The sequence below is a fragment of the Streptomyces sp. NBC_01320 genome (assembly GCF_035974375.1).
Taxonomy (GTDB): domain Bacteria; phylum Actinomycetota; class Actinomycetes; order Streptomycetales; family Streptomycetaceae; genus Streptomyces; species Streptomyces yanii.
In genome coordinates, this window is the sequence record NZ_CP108390.1 from 4315714 (window position 1) to 4328189 (window position 12476).

General features: G+C 69.2%; 10 protein-coding genes and 2 pseudogenes. 7 read left to right on the top strand and 5 right to left on the bottom strand.

Annotated features, from left to right (window positions below; all coding sequences use genetic code 11):
* Positions 1–18: 18 nt before the first annotated feature.
* The 3 genes and pseudogenes from OG395_RS19430 to OG395_RS58385 all read left to right on the top strand — a co-directional run.
* Entirely contained in the window at positions 19–723 is a 705-nt protein-coding gene (locus OG395_RS19430; RefSeq protein ID WP_327244102.1) for a glycerophosphodiester phosphodiesterase, read from the top strand.
* 13 nt (positions 724–736) lie between these two features.
* On the top strand, positions 737–1585 hold the full coding sequence (locus OG395_RS19435; RefSeq protein WP_442818576.1) for an SAM-dependent methyltransferase: 849 nt from the start codon (positions 737–739) through the stop codon (positions 1583–1585).
* Between the two features lie 64 nt (positions 1586–1649).
* Positions 1650–1778: pseudogene (locus OG395_RS58385) on the top strand (peptidase); the annotation flags it as partial.
* Between the two features lies 1 nt (position 1779).
* Here OG395_RS58385 and OG395_RS19440 read toward each other — a convergent pair.
* The 3 genes from OG395_RS19440 to OG395_RS19450 form a co-directional block, all read right to left on the bottom strand.
* Positions 1780–2325, bottom strand: a complete 546-nt coding sequence (locus OG395_RS19440) for a hypothetical protein (protein ID WP_327244104.1) — start codon at positions 2323–2325, stop codon at positions 1780–1782.
* Between the two features lie 53 nt (positions 2326–2378).
* A complete protein-coding gene (locus OG395_RS19445) occupies positions 2379–3542 on the bottom strand; it encodes an ABC transporter substrate-binding protein (RefSeq protein ID WP_327249385.1) in 1164 nt (387 codons plus the stop codon).
* A 387-nt stretch (positions 3543–3929) separates the two neighbouring features.
* Positions 3930–5369 (bottom strand): gamma-aminobutyraldehyde dehydrogenase, encoded by a 1440-nt coding sequence (locus OG395_RS19450; RefSeq protein ID WP_327244105.1) that lies wholly within the window; start codon positions 5367–5369, stop codon positions 3930–3932.
* A gap of 178 nt (positions 5370–5547) precedes the next feature.
* On the opposite strand from OG395_RS19450, the gene OG395_RS19455 reads away from it, so the two are divergent.
* The 4 genes from OG395_RS19455 to OG395_RS19470 all read left to right on the top strand — a co-directional run bounded on the left by OG395_RS19455 (position 5548) and on the right by OG395_RS19470 (position 9586).
* Positions 5548–6039, top strand: coding sequence for an Lrp/AsnC family transcriptional regulator (locus OG395_RS19455; RefSeq protein WP_327244106.1), 492 nt, complete (start codon positions 5548–5550; stop codon positions 6037–6039).
* Entirely contained in the window at positions 6024–7403 is a 1380-nt protein-coding gene (locus tag OG395_RS19460) for an aspartate aminotransferase family protein (protein WP_327244107.1), read from the top strand. The genes OG395_RS19455 and OG395_RS19460 overlap by 16 nt, the downstream gene beginning before the upstream one ends.
* 279 nt (positions 7404–7682) lie before the next feature.
* Positions 7683–8420: an ABC transporter ATP-binding protein gene (locus tag OG395_RS19465; protein ID WP_327244108.1), complete on the top strand. Its 738-nt coding sequence runs from the start codon at positions 7683–7685 to the stop codon at positions 8418–8420.
* Positions 8402–9586, top strand: coding sequence for a hypothetical protein (locus OG395_RS19470; RefSeq protein ID WP_327244109.1), 1185 nt, complete (start codon positions 8402–8404; stop codon positions 9584–9586). Before OG395_RS19465 ends, OG395_RS19470 begins: the two co-directional genes overlap by 19 nt.
* A 34-nt stretch (positions 9587–9620) precedes the next feature.
* On the opposite strand, the gene OG395_RS19475 is transcribed toward OG395_RS19470, so the two are convergent.
* Both OG395_RS19475 and OG395_RS19480 read right to left on the bottom strand, forming a co-directional pair.
* Complete coding sequence (locus OG395_RS19475; protein WP_442818761.1) at positions 9621–11264, bottom strand: glycosyltransferase family 39 protein; 1644 nt, start codon at positions 11262–11264, stop codon at positions 9621–9623.
* Positions 11238–12356: pseudogene (locus tag OG395_RS19480) on the bottom strand (IS701 family transposase); the annotation flags it as partial. The pseudogene OG395_RS19480 and the gene OG395_RS19475, both read right to left, overlap by 27 nt.
* Positions 12357–12476: the final 120 nt, after the last annotated feature.

Below are 12476 nucleotides of genomic sequence, written 5' to 3' on the forward strand. Positions count from 1 at the left end.
GGTGGTGACAATGGCCCCATGGCCACCCCTGTCACCGCCGTAGCTCACCGCGGCGATCCGTACCGTGTCCGCGAGAACACCCTCCCCTCGATCCGCTCCGCCGTCGAACGGGGGGCGGACGTGGTCGAGCTCGACGTCCGGGTCACCCGCGACGGGGTGCCGGTCCTGCTGCACGACGCCACGCTGGAGCGGCTGTGGGGTCACGAGCGCAGACTGGACCGGCTCACCCACCAGGAGCTCACCGAACTGACCGCGGGCGGTGTGCCCACCCTGCGCGAGGCGCTGCTCGCCGCCGGGGCGCACCGCCTCATGCTCGATCTGCCCGGCTCCACCGACGAGTCGGTACGGAAGATCATCGGCCTGGTCCGCGAGTGCGGAGCCGGGGAGCGTACGTACTACTGCGCGGGCCCCGAGGCCATGCTGCGGGTGCGCGCCGCGGATCCGTCCGCCGAGATCGCCCTCACCTGGACGACACTCGCCCCGCCGCGCTCCGCCCTGTTGGACGTGGTGAGGCCGCGCTGGCTGAACTACCGGTTCGGGCTGGTGAGCCGGGAACTGACGGACCGTATCCACCGGGACGGGCTGCTGGTCTCCGCCTGGACGGCCGACACCAAGCGCACCATGCGCCGTCTGATCGGACAGGGCGTCGACTCGATCACCACCAACCGGGTCGACACCCTGCACGGCCTGCTCGCCAACTCCCGGACCGCTGAGCATTCTTGAACCATCCGGCATCATGGGCGGTGCCTCATCGTCGGTGAGCGAAACTGCCCGAGGAGCAGATGTGACCGATCCGCACAGCAGCCCCCGTCCCGCCCGAGTCCGTTCCGACATCGCGCACAACGCCCGGGTCTGGAACCACTGGCTGGGCGGCAAGGACAATTACCCCGTCGACCGCGCGGTCGGCGACCATGTCACCTCCATGTATCCGAGCATCGGTGAAGTGGCCCGTGCCGACCGGGCGTTCCTGGGGCGGGTGGTCCGGTATCTGGCGGGTGACGTGGGGATCGGGCAGTTCCTGGACATAGGCACCGGTCTGCCGACGGCCGACAACACCCATGAGGTCGCCCAGCGCACCGCACCCGCCGCCCGCATCGTCTATGTCGACAACGACCCGATCGTGCTGGCGCACGCCCGCGCGCTGCTCGTCGGCTCACCGGAAGGTGCGACCGAGTACATCGATGCGGACGCCCGCCACCCGGAACAGATCCTGCGAGGCGTCGAACCGACACTCGATCTGAAGAAGCCGGTCGCGGTCATGATGCTCGGCATCCTGAACTTTGTCCTCGACGCGGACGAGGCACGGAAGATCGTACGGACGCTGATGGACGCGTTGCCGTCCGGCAGCCATCTGGTACTCACGCACCCCACCCTGGAGCTGGGCGGCGAGGGCAACGAGGCGGCGATGCGGTTCTGGAACGAGAACGCCACCCCGCCGATCACCGCCCGCAGCCGCGCCGAGTTCGCCACGTTCCTGGAGGGTCTGGAGCTTGTCGAGCCGGGCATCGTGTCGTGCGCCCTCTGGCGCGCCGGGCCCGGTGCGAAGCAGGTCGCCCAGTTCGGCGCGGTCGCGCGGAAGCAGTGACAGCGCCGCCCGATGCGGATACCGGACATCGGGACGAGGAAGCTCGGAGCCGGTCCCCGCACCGTCGACCACCCGTGATCTCTCCCGGACCCTCGTCCACAGCGTCAACGCCACGGACGCGAAGGGTGAGGGTATGAATCCCACAGCGATGAACATCGTGGTGGCCGCCTTCGGCGCCCCGTCGTCCGGCTGACTCAGATCGCCGGTGCGGCCGTCGGGGCGGGCACCGGCTGCGGTGTCCGCTCCATGGCCTCCAGCCGCTTGATCTTGCGGTGCACAACCAGCAGCGGGATCACTCCGAGGACACCGAACGACATGTCGATGACCGACCACCAGAACGGAATGCCCCGGATCGGTCCGCAGATCAGCGCGAGCGGGATGATCCCGGCGCAGGCGATCATGCCGAACTCGACGACCCAGATGTTGCGGACCGGGTCGCGGTACGGACCGTAGAACGCGACCGCGATGACGAGATGCGCGAAAGCCAGCCAGTCGGTGCCGTACAGCACGAACGGGTACCTCGCGTCGGCCTCGTCGAGGCCGGTCCGGACCCGGGTGACCCACTCCATGAGGGCCGGGAAGTGCTCGGGCACGGGAGAGGCCGAGGACCTCAGCAGATCCTCGGCCCAGTGGAGTTCGTGGACGAGCGGGAAGGCGGTCAGCCCGCTCAACACCAGACAGACGATAAAGACGACCAACCACACGCGTATGCGCCTCAGCAGGGCTCTTCGCTCGCTCATGTCCGCAGCGTACGCCCGTGTTTACGCGCCTTTTACGCCACCCGGGGCCGGGTTCACAACCCGACGATGGAGTTCCACTTCTTCGCGAACTCGGTGCGCTCCTCGGACGTGATGTCGCGGGCGATCGCCAGCCGCTTGCGCATCGCCTCGTCGGGGAAGATCAGCGGTTCCTCGGCGAGCGCGGCGGTCTCCTCGTCCTTGGAGGAGGCCAGCACCTCGCGGGCGGCGGGGACGGGGCAGACGTAGTTGACCCAGGTCGCCAGCTCCGCGGCGACCTCGGGCTCGTAGTAGTAGTCGATCAGCTTCTCGGCGTTGCGCTTGTGACGGGCGAGGTTGGGGATCATGAGGGACTCCGCCCAGAGTTCGCCACCCTCTTCGGGCACCACGAACTCGATCTCCGGGTTGTCGGCCTGGAGCTGGATGACATCGCCGGAGTAGGCCTGGCAGGCGAGTACATCGCCGGTCGACAGGTCCTTGATGTAGTCGTTGCCGGTGAAGCGGCGGATGTGCTTCTTCTTCACCAGCTTCTCCACCTGGTCGCACACCTCGTAGAAGTCGTCGCGCTTCCAGCGGGTGATGTCGACGCCGTTGCCCTGCATCAGAAGGGCCAAGGACTCGTCGAGCCCGGACAGCAGTGTCACCTTGCCGCTCAGGTCGTCCGCCCACAGATCGCTCAGGCTCCTCATCTCGCGACCGAGCTTCTTGCGGTTGTACGCGATGCCGGTGATCCCGGACTGCCAGGGGACGCTGTGCGTCCGGCCCTTGTCGAAGGCGGGCGAACGCAGCTGCGGATCGAGGTACTTGGCTACGTTGGACTGCTTGGCCCGGTCCATCTCCTGCACCCAGCCGAGCCGTACGAACCGGGCGGCCATCCAGTCGCTGACGACGATCAGGTCCCGGCCGGTCTCCTGGTGGTTCATCAGCGCCGGACTGATCTTCCCGAAGAACTCGTCGTTGTCGTTGATCTCCTCGGTGTACGTGACGGAGATCCCGGTCCGCTTGCTGAACGCGTCGAGGGTGGGCCGCTTCGACGCGTTCTTGTCGTCGGCGTCGATGTAGAGGGGCCAGTTGGCGAAGTGCAGCGTGTGATCGCTGCCGGAGTAGTCGCGTCCGGCGCGGTCGCCGGGCTGCACGTAGGCTGCGGGCACTCCGCAGCCGGCCAGCGTGACACCGGCCGCTCCCGCCCCGAAGGCGCGCAGCAGGGACCGGCGGGACATGGGGTTGTTCGGGATCGCTCGCACCTGCGCAGGATGCCCGGCCGGGGACGCGGCGGACAATGGACCAACCGTCCAGCGGAGCGGGCCCCTCCCGCACACCCTGTCGATGCCCCGTCAGGGGCGGACACGGAAACGGCCCCTCGAAGCGATGCATTCGAGGGGCCGTCACCACTGCGGGGGTGTCAGAGCCTGTCGGGTGACCTCTGATCGGGCGGCCACGCCCTGGCACGCACGCTTCCCGCGTTGCCGAAATGTCCTAGTAGCTCCTTCCCCAGGCTCTCAGCTTCGTTCGAGCAGGGGAGACCCCATCCGAGGACATCCCGCCGCCTTGGAATCGCACGCACCAGACCGCGTCCGCTATCCGATCGAAGGTCACCCGACAGGCTCTCAGCCGTCGAGCGAGGTCATGACGTGCTTGATGCGCGTGTAGTCCTCGAAGCCGTACGCGGAGAGGTCCTTGCCGTAGCCGGACTTCTTGAATCCGCCGTGCGGCATCTCGGCGACCAGCGGGATGTGGGTGTTGATCCACACGCAGCCGAAGTCGAGGTTCTTGGACATCCGCATCGCGCGGGCGTGGTCCTTGGTCCACACCGAGGAGGCGAGGGCGTACTCGACGCCGTTCGCGTACTCCACGGCCTGGTCCTCGTCGGTGAACGACTGGACCGTGATCACCGGCCCGAAGACCTCGTTCTGGATGATCTCGTCGTCCTGCCGCAGACCGGAGACGACGGTCGGGGCGTAGAAGTAGCCCTTCTCGCCGACACGGTGGCCGCCCGCCTCGACCTTGGCGTGCGTGGGCAGCCGGTCGATGAACCCGCTGACCTGCTTCAGCTGGTTGGCGTTGTTGAGCGGGCCGTAGAGCACGTCCTCGTCGTCCGGCTGCCCGGTCTTCGTGTCGGCGGCGGCCTTGGCGAGCGCGGTGACGAACTCGTCGTGGATCGACTCGTGGACGAGGACGCGGGTCGCGGCCGTACAGTCCTGACCCGCGTTGAAGAAGCCCGCGACGGAGATGCCCTCGACGGCCTTGGCGATGTCGGAGTCCTCGAAGACGACGACGGGCGCCTTGCCGCCGAGCTCCAGGTGGACGCGCTTGACATCCTTGGCGGCGGACTCGGCGACCTGCATGCCGGCCCGTACCGAACCGGTGATCGAGGCCATCGCCGGGGTCCGGTGCTCGACCATCGCGCGGCCGGTGTCCCCGTCGCCGCAGATGACGTTGAAGACGCCCTTGGGCAGGATGTCGCCGATGATCTCGGCGATCAGCACGGTCGACGCCGGGGTGGTGTCGGACGGCTTGATGACGACGGTGTTGCCCGCGGCGAGCGCCGGGGCGAACTTCCACACGGCCATCATCATCGGGTAGTTCCACGGCGCGACCTGGGCACAGACGCCCACCGGCTCGCGGCGGACGATGGAGGTCAGACCCTCCATGTACTCGCCGGCCGAGCGGCCTTCGAGCATCCGTGCCGCGCCCGCGAAGAAGCGGATCTGGTCCACCATCGGCGGGATCTCTTCGGTGCGGGTGAGCTCGATCGGCTTGCCGGTGTTCTCGGACTCGGCGGCGATCAGCTCCTCCGCCCGCGCCTCGAAGGCGTCCGCGATCTTCAGCAGGGCCTTCTGACGCTCGGCGGGCGTGGTGTCGCGCCAGGCGGGAAAGGCCGCCGCGGCGGCGTCCATGGCGGCATCGACATCGGCCTGGCCGGAGAGCGGGGAGGTCGCGTAGACCTCTTCCGTCGCCGGGTTGACCACATCGATGGTCCGCCCGTCCGCGGCGTCCCGGAACTCTCCGTTGATGTAGTTGCGCAGACGGCGCACCTCGGTGGTCACAACCACCCCTCCTGTCGACACGTCCAATGGGTGAGACGTCCAGCCTAGTCGCAGAGGTAACGCTTTCGACATACCCACCCGCCGGGAACTTCGGATTCAGTGAGATCTGGACCCTCAGACAACGAATTTCATCGATTGAGGGTTGCGAGACAGACGAGTCCCGGTGCACAGTGGATGCGTGGCCAGTCGCAGCGCAGACTCCAGGACCGGGAACGGATCGTCACCAACGGTCGATGCCGTCTCCCTCGCAATCATCGAGCAGCTCCAGGAGGACGGGCGTCGTCCGTACGCCGCGATCGGCAAGGCCGTCGGCCTCTCCGAGGCGGCCGTGCGGCAGCGCGTCCAGAAGCTGCTCGATCAGGGCGTGATGCAGATCGTCGCCGTCACGGACCCGCTCACCGTGGGGTTCCGGCGGCAGGCGATGGTCGGCATCAATGTCGAAGGCGACCTCGATCCCGTCGCGGAGGCGCTGTCGGCCATGGCCGAGTGCGAGTACGTGGTGATGACCGCGGGCTCCTTCGACCTGATGGTGGAGATCGTCTGCGAGGACGACGACCACCTGCTGGAAACGATCAACAAACGCATCCGGGCCCTCCCCGGCGTGCGCTCCACCGAGAGTTTCGTCTACCTGAAGCTCAAGAAGCAGACCTATATGTGGGGAACCCGATAGCCGTGAGCAAGGACCTCAGCCGAACCGCGTACGACCACCTGTGGATGCACTTCACCCGCATGTCGGACTACGAGAACGCGCCCGTTCCCACCATCGTGCGTGGCGAGGGCACCTACATCTACGACGACCAGGGCAAGCGCTACCTCGACGGCCTGTCCGGCCTGTTCGTGGTCAACGCCGGTCACGGCCGTCACGAGCTCGCCGAAGCGGCCTACAAGCAGGGCCAGGAGCTGGCCTTCTTCCCGGTGTGGTCATACGCCCACCCGAAGGCCGTAGAGCTGGCCGAGCGGCTCGCCGACTACGCGCCGGGCGACCTCAACAAGGTCTTCTTCACCACCGGCGGCGGCGAGGCCGTCGAGACCGCCTGGAAGCTTGCCAAGCAGTACTTCAAGCTCAAGGGCAAGCCGACCAAGTACAAGGTCATCTCGCGTGCGGTCGCCTACCACGGCACCCCGCAGGGCGCCCTGTCCATCACCGGCCTGCCGGCTCTGAAGGCCCCCTTCGAGCCGCTGGTCCCCGGCGCGCACAAGGTGCCGAACACCAACATCTACCGCGCCCCGATCCACGGCGACGACCCGGAGGCCTTCGGCCGCTGGGCCGCCGACCAGATCGAGCAGGAGATCCTCTTCGAGGGACCGGAGACGGTCGCCGCGGTCTTCCTGGAGCCGGTGCAGAACGCCGGTGGCTGCTTCCCGCCGCCGCCCGGGTACTTCCAGCGGGTCCGCGAGATCTGCGACAAGTACGACGTACTGCTCGTCTCCGACGAGGTCATCTGCGCCTTCGGCCGCCTCGGCACGATGTTCGCCTGCGACAAGTTCGGCTACGTGCCGGACATGATCACCTGCGCCAAGGGCATGACGTCGGGCTACTCCCCGATCGGCGCCTGCATCGTCTCGGACCGCATCGCCGAGCCGTTCTACGAGGGCGGCAACACCTTCCTGCACGGCTACACCTTCGGCGGCCACCCGGTCTCCGCGGCGGTCGGCCTCGCCAACCTCGACATCTTCGAGCGCGAGGGTCTCAACCAGCACGTCCTGGACAACGAGAACGCGTTCTTCACGACGCTGCAGAAGCTGCACGACCTGCCGATCGTCGGCGACGTCCGCGGCAACGGCTTCTTCTACGGCATCGAGCTGGTGAAGGACAAGGTCACCAAGGAGACGTTCACCGACGAGGAGACCGAGCGCGTTCTCTACGGCTTCCTCTCCAAGGCGCTGTACGACAACGGTCTGTACTGCCGGGCCGACGACCGCGGCGACCCGGTCGTCCAGCTCGCGCCGCCGCTGATCTCCGACCAGTCGACGTTCGACGAGATCGAGGGCATCCTCCGGAGCGTCCTGACGGAGGCCTGGACGAAGCTCTGAGAGGGACGGTGATCCGGGCCTCGGGTCGATCGGCTGATCGACCACGGATCGATTGACCGATTGACCCCGGCCCGATCACCAGCCGACCGCATTCCAGCGGTCATTTCATACGGTCCACACGGCCCGGATGCGCCCATTCGAGTGGGAAGAAGCGCACCCGGGCCGCGTGCTGTGCGCACACCGCGGTCCGAATCCTTACGGTGCCGAGTGACCGATCGGCCCCCTCTTCGTTCCCCCGTACGGGGGACGGGAAATCTGATCTGAACCGAGGTGTACGCCATGGTGGCCCCGCCGGACAACGACGTGATCTGGGCGCGTTCCCTGCACCACTCCCACAACGGCTCACCCGCGCTCGGCGGGATCTCCCTGGAGGTCCGCGACGGCGAGATCCTCGCCGTGACCGGCCCGCGAGGCAGTGGCAAGACGACTCTGCTGCACTGCCTCACCGGCCAACTGGTGCCCCAGCAGGGCGAGGTGTGGTTCAACAGCGTCCCGGTCCACACCATGGGTCCGCGGCTGCGCGAGCGGCTGCGCCGTGACCGGTTCGGCTGGATCGCACCCGATCCCCAGCTCGTACCGGAGCTGAACACCTGGGAGAACGCAGCGCTTCCCCTGCTGCTGCGCGGCACCTCGCACCGGGTCGCGAAGAAGGTCGCCATGGAGTGGCTGGAGCGGCTCGACATCGGCATGTGTGCCAAGAAGCGACCGCACACGCTGCTCCAGGGGCAGCGTCAGCGGATCGCCGTCGCCCGCGCACTGGCCGGCTCACCCACGGTGATCTTCGCCGACGAGCCGACCGCGACGCTGCAGCGCACGGACCGCAACCATGTGCTGCGGACCCTGACGAGTGCGGCCCGCTCGCACGGCATCACGGTCGTGCTCGCCACCCATGACGTGGAGGTCGCCTCGCTGGCAGACCGTACGGTCCCGCTGCTGGACGGCCGCCGGGTCGCCACCGTCGCCCTGCCCGCCGTGTCCGATACGGAAGGCCGCGCGGCGTGCTCGCTCTCCGTCTAGCCCGCGGTACCCATCCGCTGGTCCTGGTGCGGCGGCTGCTGGTCGCGGCCGCCTCGGCCGGGGTCGGCTTCCTGCTCCTGTGCACCCTGGCATACGCGTCGACGCATCCGGCGTACTCGACCGCCTCGGTACTGCGGCTGCTGTGGTGCTTCGTGCCGCTGGCCGCCACCGTGCAGTTCGCGGTCGCGGTGGCCCGTACGGACCCGAGCACCCGCCCGCGTCCGGGGCTGTCCGCCGTCGGTCTGGGGCCGATCCGGCTCGGCGTGCTGGCCGCGGTCTCCACCGCCGTGTCCTGCACCCTCGGGTCGATGGCGGCGCTGCTCGTCTTCCTGTATCTGCGCGGCGATCTGACCGGGCTGCCGTTCGACGGTGCGGCGGCCGGACTGCTGGGCGCAGGGGCCCCGTTGCCGGTGGCCGCAACCCTTGTTCTGCTGACGGTGGTGCCGGTGGCCGCGGCGGCGGCGAGCGCGATGGCGCTGCGCACCCGGCCACTGCAGGCGGCGGTGCCGGAGGACGGGACGCAGGAGATCGTGCCGGACGAGCAGATTCCGGCTCCGGCGGCTCCGCCGACCGGGCTGCCGTGGGGCGTGGCGCTGACGGCAGCCGGTCTCGCGGTCGAGGCGTACGCGAGCCGTGATGGCGCGGGCAGAGCGTTCCCCCTGCCGGGAATTCCCGACGCCACCCCGACGTGGGTGCTGGCCGGGTGGTCGCTGACGGCGATCGGTCTGGCCATGGCGGGTCCCGGACTGACGCACCTCTGCGGACAGCTGCTGCAGGCGGTGCGTCCCGGAGCCGTACGCCTGCTGGCCGGAAGGGTGCTGATGGACGAGGCGCGCCGGATCGGCCGGCCGCTGGGTGTGGTCTGCGCGGTGCTCTCCGCGGCGATCGCGGCGATCGCGCTGTACGGGACGGGTCCGCGTCACTTCGGCCCGCTCACCGCGCTCGGCGCCGTACTCGTACTGGGCTGCACGACGGCGACGCTGCTGACCTCCGCCCTGGAGGCGAAACAGGCCCGCGCCCACCTGGCTCAGACGCTGCTGCGGCTCGGTGCGCCGGCCTCGGCGCTGCGGGCAGCGACGGCCCTGCGGGTCGGCGTTCTGCTGGTCGTGTTCGCCCCGGTCACCTGGGCGATCGCCGAATTGGCCGCGCTGCCGCTGACCAGCTGAGGGGCCGCCCGCCGGCCGTGGAGCCGACCGGCGGTCAGCCGAGGTGCCGGAAGGCCGGCCAGATCTCCGGCCAGGGCTCGCGCAGCCCCCGGCAGATCCAGACCCCCGCGCCCTGCTCCTCGTTGTCGACGCCGTACCCGTTGTCGATCCGGGCAGCCGGTTCCACCTCGCGCCAGTAGCGGAGCAGTTCGCCCGCGCTCCGGGCCCCGACGTAGAGCGTCACGGCGCGGCGGTCCGGGGGCGGCGGCCCCCACCGGTGGTAGGCATTGTGGCCGCTGTACGCGGTCGGCAGCCCGTACGCGTCGCCGTACCGCGCGAGTGCCCCCGCCTCGCCGTAGTTGCGGGTCACGATCGTCGTGGCGGCACGCTCCGCGGGCGGCAGCGTCCGGTACACCCGGCCCACGGTCGCGGCGAGTTGTGGCCAGCCGACCGTCTCGGCGCTGTCGCCGTTGACGGCCGGCTGCGGGCTGTCGGCGAACGCGGCGAGCGGCACGACGGGCAGTCCGATCAGCACGGTGACGGCACCACTGACTGCCACGGTCCCGGTACGCACCCGGCGCCAGGCTCCGCGGCCCGCTCGTGCGAGCCACTCCTCGACGGTGAGCGCGCCTGCGGCCAGCAGCACCGGATAGGCGCCTCCCTGGTAGTAGGCCTTGCCTCCGGTGACCAGGAACACGAGGGCGAGAGCCCCGTACGACCAGACGAACAGCCGGTACGGGCGCAGCCGTTCCGCCCGGCCCAGCTGCCACAGCCCGACCGCCCACAGGGGCGCCGTCAGCGGCCCGGTCAGCAGGAGCTGGAACGGCAGGAAGCCGACCCTGCCACCCTGGTCGCCGTCCTCCGCGATCGCGTGAGCCAGCTCGAACTGCGGCCAGCCGTGCGTCGCCTGCCACAGCAGAACGGGCAGAGAGATCAGAAGCGCGAGCGCGGCGCCGGCCGGCAGCCAGGGAGTGCGCAGGACCGTGCGCGGACCTGCCGACAGCAACCCGGCGAGCAGGGCGACGACGAGGAAGGCCACCAGGTACTTGTTGAGCAGACCGACCCCGGTGACCAGCCCGATCACCAGCCACAGCCGGTGCGCCCGGGTGCGCACCAGGCGGACCACAAGCCAGCTGATGAGCGTCCAGGCCAGCAGGTCGAGGGTGGTCGTGGACAGAAGGTGCCCGGAGATGACGGTGAGCGGGGCGACCGCCCAGGCGAGGGCGGCGAGCACCTGTGCGCGGGTGCCGCCGCCCAACTCCCGGGCGATCAGCCCGACGAGCAGCACGGTCGCGGCGACCGCGGCGGCGGAGGCGGTGCGCAGCGCGGTCGGCGAGTCCCCGAAGAGCGCGGTCTCGGCGCGGGCCAGAAGGACGACGAGCGGCGGCTGGTCGTCGTACCCCCAGGCCAGGTGCTCGCCTGCGGCCCGGTAGTAGAGCTCGTCGCGGTGGTAGCCGTAGCGGGCGCCTAGTACTGCAACCGCATCTGGAGAATGTGGCCTCGGCGTTTGTAGTGGGAGCGGCGGGCTCGGGCCTGGCTGCGTCGTCGGAAGCGTGACCAGTGCAGATGGTGCTCGTTGCTGTGACAGTGGCGCGTGACGACGACGTGGCCCATCAACCGGCGGATCTCCGGGACGCTGAGGGGTATGAGGTCTTGCTCGTCGTCGAGAGTGCCCCTTTGTGGCTTCTGCGGCGCGGATGGCGGTCAGGTAGGCGAGGGCGGCCATGGCCAGGGTGATGTGGCGGTACCAGGCCCGGTAGAGCCGCACCTGGTAGTGGTCCAGACCGCACTCTCCCTTCGCGGTCTGGAAGCACTCCTCCACGGCCCACCTCGCGGCAGCCACTTTGACCAGGTCTTTCAGTCGGGAGGCGACCGGGCCGTAGCAGACGTAGTAGGCGATCTCGCTCGGGTCGCTGACGCTGCGTCGGGCCAGCACCCAGTGCCCGAAGCCGTTCTCCCAGTACGGGCGGATCGCGACACGCGCCCAGTCGTAGATCCGCTCACCGTGCGCGCCGGCCCCGCCGGAGATCCGTTTCCACCGCTGGCGGGGCAGCACGGCGACCAGCTGGTCCACCCGCGCGTCCGCCCCGCGCGCGGCGATCACGGTGTCGTTGACCTTCGTAGCCAGCACGTGCGCGACCCGACGTTCCTCCAGCCACACGCGCAGGTGCTTGACCTGCCCGTATGCCTCGTCAGCGGTGACCCACGCGAACGGGACACCCGCATCGATGGCGCGTTGCAGCATCCACTTGAAGTGCTCGTTCTTGGTCGCGAAGGGAACTCCGTCGTCGATCCCGGCCGCGCGGCAGCGGTCACGGTCATCCGTCCAGGAGACAGGGATGTAGAGCTCGCGGTCGATCAACGCCCGCCCCCTGGCGGAGGCGTAGGCCAGGAATGTTCCGACCTGGCTGTTCTCCGTGCGGCCGGCCGTGCCGGTGTACTGACGCTGGACGCCGGCGGACTTGGTGCCCTTCTTCAGGAAGCCGGTGTCGTCACCGATCAGCACCGCGTCCTTGGCACCGATGGTCTCCACGACGAAGTCCCGCACATCGTCGCGGACCGCGTTCTCGTCCCAGTCGGAGTGGTTGAGCAGCCGCTGGACGCCGTCGGGGCGCAACTGCCCGACCTGCTCCGACAGCGTCCACCCGTTCTTCTTCTCAAGCGGCGCGAGCAACCCGTTCAGGTAGTCCGACGCCCGCTCGCGGGGCTCCGACCTGCCGAAACGATGGGCGAACCGGGCATGGAACCCGGCTATCCCCTCGGACCACGACTCGACCTGCTCAACCGTCAACGATTCATCGCACAGACGGAACAACGAGCCACTCCGCCACCTGTCACGGCAGATGCGGTTGCAGTACTAGGGCGAGAAGGAGGGCTCCGGTCCCGGCGCCGACGGCGACGATGCCACGCA